We start from the raw sequence: 16,317 nt of genomic DNA on the forward strand, positions 1-16,317 counted from the left end.
TCAACGAAATGACATAAGAGCTTTATTATAAGTATACTACATCATCTTCATAATTAAAGACTCCAAAATTATAAGATAATTTCATAGTAAAATCACTATTAGAGTGTTCTACTTGATTGTCTGATACTTTTATTTCATCTTCATAATCAAAGAATCCGGAATCACTATCAGAGACTGCACCTGATTCTTGTTTTACACACTTCTTGTCGTGTATTAAGGCTATTATTTGCCCAACTAATGATTTCGATAAATCATGATTATCCGAGTTAATAATATCAATGATTCTTACTAGACTTTCATCTGAGGCGTGCGAAATTATTGGTGCTAGCTTATCATTTGAAATATGACTCATGATTCTTACTAAATTTTTATTTGGAATAATATCAAAATTTTCTGCAAGCTTTTCTTCTCCTGCTAAAATAATTATATTTTCAAGCTGTTCATCAGAAATATCCTCATCTGATAATTTTTTTAGTTCCTGCTCGGTAAGCTTTTCTAAAGAAAGGGTAGTATCCATATATGTATTTAATTTATCTAATGGAATAAATTGCATTAATTTTTCAAAATGCTCCGGCAAAATATAATGAACTAATTTTTGTGCTTGTTCATCGGAAATATTATTAATTAATTCTACCAATTTTTTATATGTTATCTTTTCAAAAACTTCATCTAATGCATTTTCAGACGTGTTTAAAATTGCTTCTACTAACTCATTATCAGGAAGAGTTTCTAGTTGATCTAAGAGATTAAAGGTTTCTTCAGCGTTATTATTTAAATAAGAAAAAACTTTATTACTCACAAAATTAAAAGTTTCAGCAACTTTAGAAGAAAGAATACTAGATATATTTTTTATAATATTAAAACTCTTTACTCCGAAATCATAAACTGTTTTTAATGATGAACTAAATGTACTGAAAAAACCTTTACTTTTAGGTGTGTTAGTTACTTTTTCACTACCATCAAGCTTATTTAAAAGATCTGTAAATCTGATTTGAGAGATGCCTAGAGTATCTGGCTGACCTTTTACTGCTTCTTGGAAGATTATTTTAGAATTTAAAAAAGGATATTTAGCTTGAGCTTCTACTATTTTTTTATTACATCTTGCACTTTTTTCGTCATACTGCTTAATTGAATTATCTAACGCTGCTAAAAAATCAGTATTTTCTTCTTGCTTAGTAGGAGAAGTTATAAACTCAAATTCATCGTGAGCAAGATAGGAGGCTGACTTTGGAGAGGTATTATTTGGGATTAAATTTTGTAACTTATTAAAAATTGATGTTATGGCCATAATTTTTCCTCATTTCTGATTACAATAATCAACATTGCATTATAATAGAAATTATGAGGAGGTCAAGATAAAGGCTAATAATTATTAACTTTTTATTATATTTTACTTAAAATTGATTAATTTATCAAAAAGGGATATTCTACTAAATGTCATGCCTGCGAAAGCAGGACGTTGTTGCGTGGTTCTAACTTTTCGTCATTGCGAGGAAATTACGAAGTAATTGACGAAGCAATCTCAGGAGTTTGTTATTATTTCATGAGATTGCCATGCAGTCTACAACTACTCGCAATGACGATTTAGTAGTATCCATGCAACAACGCCGCAGTACTTGTATAATAATGTAGCCAATTTTTGAAGTTCAACGAGTATATTATAATTGTCTTTGTTCTTGAATTAGCTCAAAAACTTCAACTGTGTCTCCTTCTCTAATATCTTCGTAATTTTCAAATGCTATACCACACTCATATCCTTCTCTAACTTCTTTAACTTCATCTTTAAAGCGTTTTAAAGTTTTGAGTTTTCCTTCATGAATGACTACATTATCACGTAATAAGCGTACTCCCGCTCCTTTCTTAATAATCCCTTTAGTTACATAGCTACCGGCGATTTTGCCAACTTTGGTAATATTAAATATTTGTCTAATTTCTGCGCTTCCGATATACTGCTCTCTAACGATCGGATCAAGCATACCGCTCATAATGGCTTTTATATCATCAATTAAATGATATATTATACTATAATATCGAATATCGACTTTTTCTTTTTCTGCAGCAGTTAAAGCATTTGCCCCTGCTCTAACGTTAAAGCCGACAATAATAGCCGAAGAAGCATGTGCAAGAGATACATCGGATTCCGTTATCGGACCTACGCCGCTATGAAGTATACGAAGCTTTATCTCATCACTCGGTAATTTTAATAAGCTACCTGAAATAGCTTCAACCGACCCTTGAACATCACCTTTAATAATTAAAGGTAATTCCTTAATTTTACTATTACCGGAAGCTTTTAAAAACAAATCTTCTAAACTTGAACGCGGTGCAATAGATATTTTTTTTTCTTTAGCAAGACGCATTCTATATTCGGCTATATCTTTTGCTTGTTTCTCATTTTGTACTATGTTAAATTTATCGCCGGCAAAAGGCACTTCATTTAACCCCTGAATTTCTACAGGAACAGACGGAGTTGCTTCTACTATTTCTAGTCCCTTATCATTAGTCATCTTTTTAACTTTACCGTAAGCAGTACCAGCTATTATAATATCACTGTTTCTTAAAGTACCTCGCTGCACTAATATAGTGGTTAGCGTTCCTCTTCCTTGTTCAATTTTTGACTCGATTACAACACCGGCAGCTGAGCCGAAAGGATTTGCCTTTAAATCCTGCATTTCTGCAATTAATAAAATTGCTTCTTCAAGTTTATCTAAGTTAATTTTCTTTAGTGCCGAGATAGGAATAATCATAACGTCACCACCTGCCTCTTCGCCGATAATTTCATGGACATATAATTCGTTCTTTACACGCTCAATATCAATATCAGGCTTATCAATCTTATTAATAGCTACAATTATAGGAACGCCCGCTGCTTTCGCATGATTAATTGCCTCAACCGTTTGCGTTTTGATTCCATCATCTGCTGCGACCACTATAATAACTATATCCGTTACTTTAGCACCTCTTGACCGCATTTCCGAAAAAGCTTCATGCCCCGGAGTATCAATAAAAGTAATTGCTCTACCGTCTGCAAGAGTTACTCTATAAGCCCCAATATGTTGTGTAATTCCGCCTAGCTCACCTGCAGCAATATCTGTAGACTTAAGAGCGTCAAGCAATGAGGTTTTACCATGATCGACATGACCCATTACCGTCACAACCGGAGCACGCGTTCTTAAATCCTCAACCTTATCATCACTAATTAAAACATTTTCAACATCTGACTCTTGGACTCTTTTTACCGTATGCCCTAAATTTGTTGCAACTAGTTCTGCCGTATCGGCATCTATTGTTTGGCTAGCATTTGCAAGAATACCGAGTTTCATTAATTCTTTAATTACATCAGCCACTCTTTCAGACATAGCATTTGCAAGATCGCCGACTCCGATAACTTCCGGGATCGTCACTTCTCTATATACTTTCTCAGGTGCTTGTGATACTAATTTACGCTTTTCTTTTTCTCTAGCTCTTTTTATAGAAGCAAGACTTCTAGTTCTACCGCTGCCACTTTCGTCGTCGCTAAGCATATTGAAAAGATCGGCTTTTTTGAATTTTTTTGGCTCTTCTAGCTTAATTTTTGGTGCTATTATTTTACTATCTGCTGTTTTATCTAATTCTTTCTCTGATTCTATACCGTAACGTGTTCGCATTCCTACTAAAGGAGACTTTACAAAAGTTTCTTCTTTCTTTTTAGGTATTTGTGACGGTATATCTTCATCATCTTGAACGATTTTAGCACTAACTTCTACTTTATTTTCTTCGGTATTTTGCTGTGTTTGTTCAACTTCTTTATCAGTTTCTAGCGGTTCTATTTTTGAGTTAGCAGACTGGTTAATACTTGCAAGTTTGCTTAAAGTGCTTATTTTTGAAGGGTCATTTAATTGAGATTGCTCAGCAGCTTTTTTAAGAATAGATAAACGTCTGTTAAATTCTTCCTTATTAGCATCAATAACAGTTTGATCTAAGCTATTCCTTTCTTTATTTAATGAAAGGGTAGTAGCACTACCGGTAGAGCTTTTTCTAACTTCTACTAGCGTTTTAGATTTAGCATTAACAAAGCTTTGAGCTCCTGTAAGAGAGTCAAAAGACTTATTAAGCGATAATTTTGAATTGCCAAGTGTCAACTTTTTGGGTTTGATTTCCTGGTTATCCGTCATATTTAAAACCTTTGTGTTTCTGTTCTACTACTTGATTATGTTATTCCTAGCTAAAAGCGGCGTTGCTCGCATGGCTCGTTTATGTCATTCCCGCGAAAGCGGGAATCCACTAAAATTTATAAAAAAAACTTATTTTTATAGGTTTATTTTTCAAGGACGCCCTAATTACTAAGCTATTTATTCTGGATGCCTGCTTTCGCAGGAATGACATACACCCTACATTCAACCCACTAACTATACTTCAATGCACCATGCTGTCTAGCAGTTTTAATCAGCAATTTAATATTTTCGTCCGTTATATTAGAATTTGGAGCTAAATTTTTAAATTCATTTACACTCATCTCTCCTAAATCTTCTATGGTCTTTATACCATATTCGGCAAATTGTAATATTAATTCAAGCGATAATTCTAATATATCTATTAATTCTTGCTCAACTCCTAGATCCTCTAGCTTTTTGATAATCTTTTCATTCTTAAGGTCGACGTAATTAATAGCTCGATTTTTAATCTCTACGGCAAGTTCTTCCTCAAAGCCTTCAATTCTTGTTAAAGTACTAATCTCACTACTAGCAATTTGTTCTACTGAATTAAATCCCGTTACCGATAAAAGCTGACCTATAACTTCTTCAACATCTAAAGCTTCCATAAATAATGCCGTAGAAGTTAAGAACTCTTCATTTCTTCTTTTGGATTCTTGCTCTTCGGTCATTATATCGATATTCCAACCTGTAAGCTGAGAAGCTAAACGAACATTCTGCCCTCTTCTACCTATTGCAATACTTTGATTTTCTTGCGAAACTACTACTTCTACCTTATGCCTATCCTCATCAATCAAAATTTTTGTGATTTCCCCAGGTGCAAGCGGTGCAAGAGCATTAACTATAAACTGTGCAAGATCATTACTCCATAATACTATATCAATTTTCTCTCCGTTTAATTCATTTGTTACGGCTTTTACTCTATTACCTCTAATACCTACGCATGAGCCTACGGGATCTATACTACTATCCGAAGCAAATACCGCTATTTTTGCTTTTGAACCGGGATCACGTGCTACTGATTTTATTTGAATAATAGATTCAAGAATTTCAGGTACTTCTAGCTTAAATAGTTTAACTAGCATCTGGTTATCTACTCTAGACAAGAAAATCTGCGGTCCTTTTGTTTCTTGCCTTACATCCTGTACATATGCTTTTATACGATCATTAGGTTTAAAATTCTCACCCTTAATTAATTGATCTTTTTTTATTATTGCTTCAGCACGACTCAGGTCAACTATTATATCACCGTATTCTATTCTCTTAACTATCCCATTTATAATTTCGCCTTTTCTATCTTTAAAGTCATGATATTGTTTTTCACGTTCAGCTTCTATAACACGTTGAGTTATAACTTGTTTTGCAGTTTGAGCCGATACTCTAGCATGATCAATCGGCGGTAAATATTCATATATCTCATCACCGATTTTAGCTTCCGGATTCTTTATTAAAGCTTCTTCAAGTGAGATTTGCGTTAAGTAATCTTCTACATCTTCTACTATTTTTAAGATCCTTAAAAGATTTATCTCACCGGTTTTCCTATTTATCTGAGCTTTAATATTATATTCATTACCGTATTTTTTTCGTCCTGCTGCTTGTACCGCTTGTTCAACCGTTGAAATCAAAATTTCTTTTGATATTCCTTTCTCACGAGCTACAGAATCTATAATTTGTAAAATTTCTACATTACCTATATTAGACATACATTATCTCTTATTGCTTTAGCAATTTTTTAAATACTTCTTCAGTTATGTAGAAGTCAAGATTTGATCTTACAGACACTATAAATTTTGCACCTGATTGTCAGTTACATTTTGACTGTCAGAGACGTATTCAAGATACAAGATTTCATTATTCTTTTCAACAGCTAATTTTCTACTATCCTTAAAAGTTTGCATAGGAGTTTTTCCATAACAATATTTTCCTGAATGTGGTCGCTCATTATTGAAATGCTCTAACCAAATATCAAGATCTAATTGTAAATCATCAAGATCTGTATAAATCTTTTTCCGCATAGCTGTATCAAAGAATTCTTGTTTCATGGTTTTATTAAAACGCTCACACATACCATTTGTTTGGGGAGAATATGCCTTAGTTGTAGTATGCTCTATACCTTCGATACTTAGAAACAACTCAAAAGCATGATGCTCTATATTCCCCTTATATTCTGACCCACGATCTGTAAGAATACGAAGTATTGGTATCCCTTGGGTCTCGTACCATGGTAACACGCGGTCATTAAGCATATCAGCAGCAGTTAAAGCTGTTTTATCAGTATATAGTTTAGCATCAGCTACCCTAGTATAGCTATCAATAAATACCTGAGAATAAACCTTACCTATACCTTTGAAATTACCTACATAATACGTATCCTGACATCCTAGATAACCTGGATGCTGCGTCTCAGTTTCTCCATGAGCTTCTCTTTCATTACGACGCTTCTCTAGCACTTGTAATTGAGATTCAGTAAGAACAATACTATCCTGAGCCATCTTTGCTTCTAATGCTTTAAGCCTTTTACTGATATTGTTTAAATCATTACGTAACCAAATTGATCGCACTCCTCCAGGCGATACAAGTATACCGCTCTTCTTAAGCTCATTTGATACTCTTAGCTGACCATATGCTGGATATTCTATTGCCATATCCATTACTGCTTTCTTTATCGCTGGATCAACTCTATTCGCTATTATTGGCTTTCTTCGACTAATTTCATATAATGCCTCTTCGCCACCAGTTTCATACAGTGCTTTAAATCTGTAATAACTATCTCTACTATAGCCCATCGCTTTACATGCTGATGATATGCTACCAAGACTCTTAGCTAGTTCTAGTAACCCTATTTTTGGCTTTATTATTTTTTGATTTAAGTTCATTTTTCATCTCCATTTAATAATTAATTTATTTTACTAAATATAAGATATAATCTCAACTATTACATATTATTTGGATTAAACATATCAAGATCTGCCATTTTATTTACTTCATATAATGATTTACATTTTAGTCCTTGGGGCAGCGGGCAATCAAAATCATTCCTATATGGCATCAATTTACAACCAGAAATGCTAAAGCTTAACATTAATAACAAAAGCAGATTAATTATTTTATTATTCATTAAAAATTACCAAGATGTTGTTGTTCTGACTGCAAATCAATATCTGTCATCTCATAAGTTCCATTATCCGCAGTAAAACGTTCTTGCAATTTAGTTTTTGCCTTAGTAAAACTTGTCACTTTATTCCCAGAATAATTTTGATAATTACTATAATTTATTCTATTTTGAGCATAATCAGTAGTAGTTGGTGGTAGTAATCTATCTACTTTAGCAGCCTCTTTATCCTCTCTTAAATCAAAACCTTTTCTGAATACTACATCTATTACTCTACCTGAAGCTACAACAATTACTGGGCTCATGCTTTCTGCTCGTTTAATTGCAAAATCAGCAAGTTTTGCTAAAGCATTACCGGTGCCAGCATAAACACCAGCTTTAAGAGAATCCTGAACTTTTAAGGCATTTTGTTGCCCGGTAATCGGTGACACCGGAAATATGCTATTTGTTGCCTGGTTCTGAAAAAATTGTGCTATCCCGCCAAGTACGCCGTTAAGCACCGCCATCCTTGCGACATCTGATGATCTATCAACTACTATGCCTTTAATGCCGGGTCTACCATCCTCTCCTATTAACCACCCCTCTACTGATTTTTCAATTATCTTGCCATGACTATTTAGTAAAGATACTGTTTCTAACCGGCATTTAGCCCGCTCTGATGAAATATCCCCAGTGCAAGAACCAATTAAAATTGCTTCTTTGATTTGCTCCGTTTTATACCCTTTAGAAAAAATAGCTGTATCAACAAGCCTTATCATTATGGGCTCAGGCGAAGCTGCATTATTAGTGCCAGTTCCAACCACCACTCCAGTAAGCAGCAACCCCCGTGCAAAGCTGCCGGTAGTAATATAATCTTTAACGTCTTTTTTTACTCCTAAGTCAGCTCTTTTTACATAACCAAGTAATCTTTTTACTAGAGCAGTAGGAGCAGCAGCAATGCTTTGCTCAACGTTATTATCTAATAAATCTTCTATCTTTTGATTATTGTTAAAATCATTGCCATCATATAATATAGTTTCTTCACGAGGATTCTCTAATGATTCTAACTTTTGACTAAAATCATCAATGTTAGTTTTAGTTTCTAAATATTTATTCTCTATTAGCTTCTCTAAATGGTTCTGCATGTTTTTAACTTCATTTAATATTTCTGCAGTCCATTTAGCCCTTGGATCTATGGCCTTTTCTATTCCTGATATTTCCCTTGCTTGTCTCTCTTCTTGTAAATCTAAGGAAGTTTTGACCTCATTTTCTGACAATCCATAAAACACCAAAACCATTATTACGCCTATGCAAGCCAACGTCACTAATGGTCTATTTTTAATTATCTCTATAAGCCCTAATAATCTTTTGCTGAATGCAGATGATAATGTATGATCCTCTACTTTACTTTGTAATTCTTCCTGCTTATTGAAATCTTGATTCATTGCTTTTAATCAATATCTTAATTATCTAACTGATTTTCATCCCGCCAGAGACCCACTCTAAATAAAATCCTAAAATAATACCAATAGCTACAATTGCTCTGGCAAGCCTTAAATTACCTCTGACTACTGCCCAGATTGAGGATAAAATCGTTGCCCCTGATATTCCGATAGTTTTAAGTTTACCGGTAGAGAGCCCACCAATGCGGTCTAACTGTCCTTCTAATGTTTCTCCTAAAGCAACTTCAGATAGTATTACATTTACACAAAAAATTAATAATACCGGCAATAAAGGATATATTATTCTTAAATACTGTTTATTATTTTCTTTTTCTATTATATCTTTGTTTTTTACATTCATGATGCTTCTCTTCTTTGTTATTAGTTAACTTTATTACTTCTTGTTCTAAATCAAACTTAATAAGTCTAATTGGTGTTGGTTTGATTTTAGTAAAATTCAGCATTAAATCTTGGATCGTACTATTTTCTCCAATTAGGGTTAAGTAAAGCTTAGTTTGATCTTGCTGCGGCAAAATAAATAAACAGCCTGAATCATGTACTACTACTTCTGCAGCTTCCTCCGGATGAATAAAGATATCATTAATCTTTTCTCCTTCGATATTAATCCTAGTTGGAGCATCTTTAGCTATTTGCAGCTCTAACAAAGAATCAGCATGTAACATATAGCTTATCCCATAAGCATTACTACTAAAGCTTGCAAGCATTATGCCAACAAAAACTACTAAGATCTGCAATTCTGACTTCAAACTTTTCATTACTTATTTATTTGCCTCTTCTTCCTTAATACCAGTAAGTAACAACAAATGATTAGCTCCTCGCTTATAAGTTAATAAATAAGTTTTATCAGCTGCGACATGCTTATTCTCGGAAAACCAATAACGAAATGTGCCGTTAATTAATACTCCATCCTCAATGACTTTTACTTTTTTAGGAAAAAATACTGATGAAATATTAGAGCCCTTAACAAAATCTAAATGTTCTTTAAAAAACTTATCCAACTGCTCTGTATTACTAGATACCACCTTCATATCTGCTATTTGCCTCTCTACTTCTTCTGGTGAAATAGTAAATAATTCCTTCATTACAAAAACTGCCCATTCTTTAAGATAGGTCTCATGATAGCTTTTGGATGATACTATCATCCGACGATCTGGCTCTATTGCCGGAATTAATAACCATTTTTCTTCCGTGCTAACTGTTTTCATCATTCTAAGCAGACTTGTAACTGCAAGCAGCAATGTGATAAGCAATAAGCTCTTATTATATTTAACTAGCTGCTGAATAGAGCTTTGCTTAAATAAATGATCCATTACTTACCTACCTTTTTACCAAGTAGATTAGGATAAGAAGTAGGAGCATATAGCCATTTCTTAGCTACTAAATAACTCTTAAGTACAAAATATTCTGATAGTTTCTTAAACTTTTTAAATATATAGCAAAGTACAATACCGCCAATAATGCATATTACCCCAAGCTTAGCATGTCCGCTATTTAGTAACACTATCCCAGGTACTATACCAAGTAAGATAACAAACCACTCATCTAAGCTCAGTCCCATATATTTTAAGGAAGTAGATAGTGACCAATATAATCTTTGATTAGCACAATTATTATCCATATTAGTAAATTATGTTTCCATTACAGATAAGTTCTCTAGTGATGACATTAACATCCTAATTTTTACATTGCCAGTGGAGTTTTAAGCCATAATAAAAAAAACTGTAATTCATCTAAAACTGTGGATATCTGGAGATAGAATCTATAGCTCTATCCATGAATTTGTTGATAACTAGCAGTAATTTTGCTAATATTAATGAAATAAATTATTGGTGAGTTGTGTATGTTTAGAAATGATGTAGAGTTAAAACAACTAGAATGTTTAAAACTTGCTATTCAGTCCTGCTGTAGTTATGACGCTGTGGATCTTGCAAAACAATATTATCGTTTCCTTATAGAAAATAATGAAAATGTACCAATTCAATTTTCTATCAATAAAGTAAGTTTAAATTAGGTTTATTATTAATTTTACTTAAAAGATTCTGATCCTAACAAATCTATAATTTCCTGTACACCATCAATTTCTTGATGACTTTGATAATAAGCAATTATTTCTTCTTTTTTATTCGGTTCAAGCTGTTCATTATATAAAGGCATACTATATTTATCTAACATCTTGTAAATATATGGATGTAAAATTTCCTGGTTTTCATCTACATAATATAATACCCTATGTAATAATAGATTTTGAACAATATCATACAGTTTCATATCTTCAAATTGCTTTACAAGATTTACATAGTTATAACTGTCAAATGATTTTACTAAATCCGGTAATTTACTATCAATAAATGTATTAAATTTGTTCGGCATTATTGCTATAAACTCATTAATCTTGTTCATTATATTAAAATCATAATCATTACCATGATCCTTTTTACACATCATATCGAAAATATGTACCTTAGAATTTGGATTATCATTTAAAGTTCTAACCAAAAAAGCATATTGAGCAATATCAACAGGAGGGTATGTATTTTTTCTAGGTACAATAAATTCAAACTCATTACTCATAGGATTTAGTGATACTAATTCTTTAAATACATGACGTATTTTACATTCAACAGGAGTAGTATTTCTTGGTATGCTATAAGGCCATAGTTTGGTTCCTTCTTCTAATCCTGCTTCTATATTATTACCATGTAAATTAACCCAAGATATATTGGTATTATCAACAACATCAATAAGATATTGATATCCTGAATATTCAATCATATTTCCATGAAGATGAATACCAGTGATTTGGCTATATGGCAAACCATCTGCTAGATATCTAGCACCATCAGCTCCTATACTATTATTGCACAAATCTATAAAAAGAATCTTAGAATTTTGTAAGATTTCAGATAAATATCTAGCTCCTTCAGCTTCTATATCATTCCATGCAAGATCAATATACATAATATCACTATTTTTAAGTACTGGTACTAAATATTTCATACCTTCATCTCCTATGTAATTTAGACCAAGATCAAGATCTAAAACTTTAACCGCTCTTAAAAATTCAGCTAAATATTGAGCACCTGTAGTTCTTATTTTTTCTGCATGTACATTTAATTTGGCAATTTGACTATCTTTCAATGCTTGAACTAAATATTGAATACCATTAAGTTGCATAATATGATTGTAAGACATTTTAAGCTCACTAATTTTAGTATTTTTGAAAGCTTGAGCCAGATATTGAGCATCATCGGCTTCTAAGTTTTGACGATCAAGTGTAAGCTCAGCAATTGCAATATTTTGAAAGGTTTTATTTAAATATTGAGCACCCTTAATGCCTATTTTATTATTATGGAGAGTAATATGAATATTCTTAATATCACAATATGATCTTTGAGATATATACTTATTAACATCACCATCTTCTGTGTAATGGATATCAAGATAAAGAGACCTCATTTTAGTATTACTCAGCATCTTATTTAAGTATTGCGCTGCATCGCTTCCAATTTTATTTTCACTCAAATCAAGTTCAGTAATTTGTGTTTCTTTTAGAGATTCAGTAAGATATTTTACACCTTCATCCATTATATTGTTATTTGTAAGATTAAGTGTGGTAATTTGGGTGTCTCTCAAAACTTGAGTTAAATACTTAAGACCATTACATCCTATGTTATTATTACTAAGATCAAGTCTAGTAATTTGAGTACCTTTTAGAGCTTGAGCTAGAGATTTAACATCGCCTTCTCCTATATTACTAAGAGATAAACTTTGATTATCTTTTAAGTTATCAATCATTGTTTTATATGGCATATATGTATCCTCCTAGCTATATAATTTACTATGTTTATTATTGTTGAACTGTAGAGATCATTTCATTAATGGCTCTTTGCATATATTCTCGAGCAGTATCAGTGGCAAGTCTAGTATAAATTGCTGTTGATCTTGGATCTCTATGATTTAGGAGCTGGCCTATTACATATTGATTTGCTCCAGTCATTGCCATCCAACTTAGTATTGTTCTCCTTAAATCATGGATCCTTAAATTTTCTATTCCTGCTTTTTTACAAATCCTCTTCCATGCTTTCTTTGGTTCTTGCAGTGACCACTACTGCTACTCTCACTTGGAAATACCCAAATGCTATTAGATTGCTCTTTCCTGGCTTTGAATATTTCTATTGCCTGATCTAATAAAGGTAAACGGTGGGGATCACCATGCTTAGTTTCTGGAAGATACAATTGTTTGTCAGTAAAACTTACTTGCTCCCATTTCATAGTAAGTAAATTATCTTTACGAACTGATGTATACAAAGCTATTAAGAAAAAATCCTTCATTACCTGGTTTTTCTCTTCTGCTATTGCTGTAAAAAACTGTGTATTTCTTCTCTAGTTAAATAACGGTCTCTAGATTGTTCCTGATGTTTCTTTATCCCAATAACTGGATTCACCTTAATCAATCCCCATTCTATTGCTTTGCTAAATACAGAACTTAATATCTCAAGAAATCTATTAGCTCCATATTTACCAGTTTTAGTTAAATTATTAAACAACTCTTGAATATCTGTTTTTGAATAGTAGATATTTTTCTAGGATATAAATGTTTTGCATATCTATCTACAGAAGCGGCATAATCTTTCCATCTTTTATTATTAATTTTACTATATTCATTAAGGTATTTGTCATAAAAATCCTTAAAGGTAAGCTCTTTTGATAATCTGGCTCTTTCTTCGGCAGGATTATATCCTTTTGCAATCTCCCCCTTTAATTCAGATGCTCTTGTTCTTGCTTCAGTAATAGATAGTTCTGGAAAACGCCCTATCTTGATTTTGTGGTATAATTGTTGAATTTTTTTACCAAGGTAAAATGTCTTACTGCCACCGTATGATACTATTAAAAATAATCCTTTTTCTTTAGTATCTCTATATATATTTTGTTTTTCTGTTGGGATTTTTATATTATTTAATGCTTCTCTAGTAAAGAATAAAGATTTTACTGACATAAATACCTTAAAGAGCATTGATAGCTAAAGTTATAATATGCTTTGGCTATGATAGCAAATCATATAAGAATAATCACTGAAATTAGATAATGGTTGGATAATATTAATGCTCCATATATTCTCCTGGCAGTATAAGTTGTTAGTATATGTGAATAAGTATTTGACAGGTAATGCAAAGTTAACTACAGGAAAATTATTCCTCCACATATCAGAGATATAGCTATGAATATCAGGCTTTCACTAGGCGTGATACAGCACTATAGTGTTGCATTTTATTTTTATGAAATTGCTAGGGTAATATCTAGAAAAATGAACTGTTACGTTGACATCGTAAAGGTCAGAGGTTCGATCCCTCTATCACTCACCATTCTCCATTTTTCGGTATTGCTACAAAGGTATCAAACGGCGAACGCAGCATAAAGTAGAGGCTTTTCAGTGTTCAAAGAAGGTTAGAGAATATCAATTAGATAGGATAAAATTTATAAACCTTCGGTAGGGCAAATCTCCAAATGGTGACCGTTAATAAATACTTCAGCTTCTTTAGGGTTAGTCTCATAATCAAAATTTATTAATAACTCGTGTCTTGTGTTTTCATAAATTTTATCCGTTAATATACGTTTACCGGCGTTAATTTTTATTGCAACAGCATTCTCCTTCAAAAATTTAACTCCATTTATTCCATATGGATGATGTATTATTCCTTTCTCCATAGCTTTCTCAAAGCGTGGCAGTAAAGAATCAACAGCTTTCTTTATTTTTTCATCAATAATACTATAACAATCTTGACCTTTATATTTACCTATATAAGTAGCTTCAGTATTTTTAATATACCCTTTCTCTGGAATATTCCATGAAGTGATATAATGAGTAATTTTATGACTTAATATATGAAGCTGTTGTTTTTTTTAAAGCTGATAATACTGATGAATTTTTTTGCATCATATTGCTTAAATAATTGATCTAAATCCTCTGCGTCATTAACCTCTCCAAAATCATTTGTAAAAATTTCTTCTTGTTTTTTCTTACTTAATTGGTTTGCATATTCCTTAGCTTTATTTATGTCATTATTAAGTAAAGCAGCATTTATTCCAATTTCTAAAGTTTCTTCATTTTGAGGGGCATCTTCTAAAACTTTCTCTACATTTTGTAAAACGTTTTGAGAATTTTTAGAAACAAATTCTTTTGCATCTTCTGCCATTAGCGAGATGTTGGCAGCATTAAGGACTTCTGTTATTTCTTCTTTTTTTAATGTATTTGTGCATTATAAATTATAGAATTTGGATCAGGAAAAGCTGCTAAAGTAGATAAATTTAAACTTTTATAAATAGCAATATCGTTGTTAGGAATGTTATTTAATATATTACGTGCTATATCCAATTGTTTTGTATAAATGGCAACCGAAAGTACAAGTAACTCATCAGTATTATTGACATCAGTTTTTTAAATTATTGTATTTAAATCCTTTGCTAAACGTATTTTTTGTGCAATTTTTCTCTCATCTCTCATCTGAAAGAGCATTATATTTAGCAGTATATTTATAAAGCGCAAAACTTTGAACGTGGTAAGGTAATAAATTTTTAGAATTCATTGTCTCTAATTTTTCATTGGTGATATTATTTAAGTCTCGATCTAATTTTAGTAAACCTTTAAGGCTACCTTCAGGCATCTTATTTAGTAAATTTTCTATATTTTTTGAATCAGAGTGATAACCATAGAGAGTCCATAAATTATATATGATTTCTTCCTCTTCAGGTAACCTATCTATTGCACTATTATAATATTTTATAGCAAGTTCTAACTGATCAGTTTTATAATAAACAACCCCTAAGTTATACTGACACCAACCTATATATCTTTGGCATTTACTTGATCATCTATAGTGATATTGCTAAGTGCTGCCGTAAGCAATTTTTTAGCTTCATCTAAGTGATTATTATTAATTAATATGGTAGAGAGCGTATATGTAATATTGTAATAATGCCTTATATGAGGCGTTAAATCTTTAATAATTTTATCTCCATACTCCATGATATAAACTGATTGACTAACTCAAATAAAGTATTGGTATAAGCTTTATGAATTTGAAATTCATATTGGGAATATATTAAATTTAAATCTATATTTGCTTTTGACAATATATCTATAAATAATTTTTCTGCTACTTCCACATGGTTATTCATTATACTGCAATGTATAGCAGTGATCATCTCTTGAAGTTGAAGAAAAATATTTATAAAATTAATAGTTTTGGGTTCTTTATTTACAATAGGAGTACTATAAGTTTTGGGGCTTATAAAAATGCTAATTTCTTTATTCGCTTTTAATGCAACATGATATTTGCTTAAGGCTTCTTTCAGTACTTTATGTTCTTGAATATTTTTATATTCATAATTATCAAATAAAGTTTTTAGTGTATTAAGTTTTAGGCTTGTTACTTGTGGAATACCCAATTTTTTTGTTGTTTTGCTATCTAAAGAGTTTAAAAGAGTTGTTGCTATTTCTGCACTAGCATCTATAGAACTTTTTACATTTTTTAATGGTTCTATTCATTCCCCCGCTACAATTAAAGCCTTT

The 16,317-nt window shown here is 31.9% G+C and carries 16 protein-coding genes and 2 pseudogenes; all 18 read right to left on the reverse strand.

Annotation, left to right across the window (positions count from 1 at the left end):
* Positions 1–25: 25 nt before the first annotated feature.
* Positions 26–1,288 (reverse strand): hypothetical protein, encoded by a 1,263-nt coding sequence (locus RPR_RS00820; protein WP_012736418.1) that lies wholly within the window; start codon positions 1,286–1,288, stop codon positions 26–28.
* A gap of 370 nt (positions 1,289–1,658) precedes the next feature.
* Positions 1,659–4,154 carry a translation initiation factor IF-2 gene (gene infB / locus RPR_RS00830; RefSeq protein WP_012736419.1) on the reverse strand — a complete coding sequence of 832 codons (2,496 nt, stop codon included), beginning with the start codon at positions 4,152–4,154 and terminating at the stop codon, positions 1,659–1,661.
* 230 nt (positions 4,155–4,384) lie between these two features.
* Positions 4,385–5,896 (reverse strand): transcription termination factor NusA, encoded by a 1,512-nt coding sequence (gene nusA, locus RPR_RS00835; protein ID WP_012736420.1) that lies wholly within the window; start codon positions 5,894–5,896, stop codon positions 4,385–4,387.
* A 78-nt stretch (positions 5,897–5,974) separates the two neighbouring features.
* Positions 5,975–7,069, reverse strand: a complete 1,095-nt coding sequence (locus tag RPR_RS00840; RefSeq protein ID WP_012736421.1) for an IS481-like element ISRpe1 family transposase — start codon at positions 7,067–7,069, stop codon at positions 5,975–5,977.
* Positions 7,070–7,128: 59 nt separating this feature from the next.
* Positions 7,129–7,311, reverse strand: a complete 183-nt coding sequence (locus tag RPR_RS09665; RefSeq protein ID WP_085065589.1) for a conjugal transfer protein TraV — start codon at positions 7,309–7,311, stop codon at positions 7,129–7,131.
* Positions 7,311–8,729: a TraB/VirB10 family protein gene (locus tag RPR_RS00850; protein WP_012736422.1), complete on the reverse strand. Its 1,419-nt coding sequence runs from the start codon at positions 8,727–8,729 to the stop codon at positions 7,311–7,313. The genes RPR_RS09665 and RPR_RS00850 overlap by 1 nt, the downstream gene beginning before the upstream one ends.
* Before the next feature lie 25 nt (positions 8,730–8,754).
* Positions 8,755–9,087: a hypothetical protein gene (locus RPR_RS00855; protein WP_012736423.1), complete on the reverse strand. Its 333-nt coding sequence runs from the start codon at positions 9,085–9,087 to the stop codon at positions 8,755–8,757.
* Complete coding sequence (locus RPR_RS00860; RefSeq protein ID WP_012736424.1) at positions 9,047–9,502, reverse strand: hypothetical protein; 456 nt, start codon at positions 9,500–9,502, stop codon at positions 9,047–9,049. Before RPR_RS00860 ends, RPR_RS00855 begins: the two co-directional genes overlap by 41 nt.
* Before the next feature lie 3 nt (positions 9,503–9,505).
* A complete protein-coding gene (locus tag RPR_RS00865; RefSeq protein WP_012736425.1) occupies positions 9,506–10,057 on the reverse strand; it encodes a TraE/TraK family type IV conjugative transfer system protein in 552 nt (183 codons plus the stop codon).
* Positions 10,057–10,365: a hypothetical protein gene (locus RPR_RS00870; RefSeq protein ID WP_012736426.1), complete on the reverse strand. Its 309-nt coding sequence runs from the start codon at positions 10,363–10,365 to the stop codon at positions 10,057–10,059. The genes RPR_RS00865 and RPR_RS00870 overlap by 1 nt, the downstream gene beginning before the upstream one ends.
* A gap of 407 nt (positions 10,366–10,772) precedes the next feature.
* Positions 10,773–12,557: a hypothetical protein gene (locus tag RPR_RS00875; protein WP_012736427.1), complete on the reverse strand. Its 1,785-nt coding sequence runs from the start codon at positions 12,555–12,557 to the stop codon at positions 10,773–10,775.
* Positions 12,558–12,594: 37 nt separating this feature from the next.
* A pseudogene (locus RPR_RS00880) lies at positions 12,595–13,743 on the reverse strand (tyrosine-type recombinase/integrase).
* A gap of 479 nt (positions 13,744–14,222) precedes the next feature.
* Positions 14,223–14,402, reverse strand: coding sequence for a hypothetical protein (locus RPR_RS00885; protein ID WP_228368866.1), 180 nt, complete (start codon positions 14,400–14,402; stop codon positions 14,223–14,225).
* Positions 14,403–14,623: 221 nt separating this feature from the next.
* Positions 14,624–14,941 (reverse strand): hypothetical protein, encoded by a 318-nt coding sequence (locus tag RPR_RS08435; protein ID WP_085065590.1) that lies wholly within the window; start codon positions 14,939–14,941, stop codon positions 14,624–14,626.
* 47 nt (positions 14,942–14,988) lie between these two features.
* The gene (locus RPR_RS09405) at positions 14,989–15,120 is read right to left on the reverse strand and encodes a hypothetical protein (protein ID WP_016830817.1); all 132 of its coding nucleotides are present in this window, start codon (positions 15,118–15,120) and stop codon (positions 14,989–14,991) included.
* 118 nt (positions 15,121–15,238) lie between these two features.
* On the reverse strand, positions 15,239–15,409 hold the full coding sequence (locus RPR_RS08835; protein ID WP_228368867.1) for a hypothetical protein: 171 nt from the start codon (positions 15,407–15,409) through the stop codon (positions 15,239–15,241).
* Positions 15,410–15,532: 123 nt separating this feature from the next.
* Positions 15,533–15,592 (reverse strand): annotated as a pseudogene (locus RPR_RS09850) (hypothetical protein); the annotation flags it as partial.
* 145 nt (positions 15,593–15,737) lie between these two features.
* The gene (locus tag RPR_RS08755) at positions 15,738–16,193 is read right to left on the reverse strand and encodes a hypothetical protein (RefSeq protein WP_085065591.1); all 456 of its coding nucleotides are present in this window, start codon (positions 16,191–16,193) and stop codon (positions 15,738–15,740) included.
* Positions 16,194–16,317 lie beyond the last annotated feature (124 nt).

Source organism: Rickettsia peacockii str. Rustic, assembly GCF_000021525.1.
Taxonomy (GTDB): Bacteria; Pseudomonadota; Alphaproteobacteria; order Rickettsiales; family Rickettsiaceae; genus Rickettsia; species Rickettsia rickettsii.

Bases quoted from the DNA above. Each gene is read 5' to 3' on its own strand.
- RPR_RS00820 (WP_012736418.1), bottom strand. From the start codon at position 1,288: ATGGCCATAACATCAATTTTTAATAAGTTACAAAATTTAATCCCAAAT.
- infB (WP_012736419.1), bottom strand. From the start codon at position 4,154: ATGACGGATAACCAGGAAATCAAACCCAAAAAGTTGACACTTGGCAAT.
- nusA (WP_012736420.1), bottom strand. From the start codon at position 5,896: ATGTCTAATATAGGTAATGTAGAAATTTTACAAATTATAGATTCTGTA.
- RPR_RS00840 (WP_012736421.1), bottom strand. From the start codon at position 7,069: ATGAACTTAAATCAAAAAATAATAAAGCCAAAAATAGGGTTACTAGAA.
- RPR_RS09665 (WP_085065589.1), bottom strand. From the start codon at position 7,311: ATGAATAATAAAATAATTAATCTGCTTTTGTTATTAATGTTAAGCTTT.
- RPR_RS00850 (WP_012736422.1), bottom strand. From the start codon at position 8,729: ATGAATCAAGATTTCAATAAGCAGGAAGAATTACAAAGTAAAGTAGAG.
- RPR_RS00855 (WP_012736423.1), bottom strand. From the start codon at position 9,087: ATGAATGTAAAAAACAAAGATATAATAGAAAAAGAAAATAATAAACAG.
- RPR_RS00860 (WP_012736424.1), bottom strand. From the start codon at position 9,502: ATGAAAAGTTTGAAGTCAGAATTGCAGATCTTAGTAGTTTTTGTTGGC.
- RPR_RS00865 (WP_012736425.1), bottom strand. From the start codon at position 10,057: ATGGATCATTTATTTAAGCAAAGCTCTATTCAGCAGCTAGTTAAATAT.
- RPR_RS00870 (WP_012736426.1), bottom strand. From the start codon at position 10,365: ATGGATAATAATTGTGCTAATCAAAGATTATATTGGTCACTATCTACT.
- RPR_RS00875 (WP_012736427.1), bottom strand. From the start codon at position 12,557: ATGCCATATAAAACAATGATTGATAACTTAAAAGATAATCAAAGTTTA.
- RPR_RS08435 (WP_085065590.1), bottom strand. From the start codon at position 14,941: ATGGCAGAAGATGCAAAAGAATTTGTTTCTAAAAATTCTCAAAACGTT.
- RPR_RS08835 (WP_228368867.1), bottom strand. From the start codon at position 15,409: ATGCCTGAAGGTAGCCTTAAAGGTTTACTAAAATTAGATCGAGACTTA.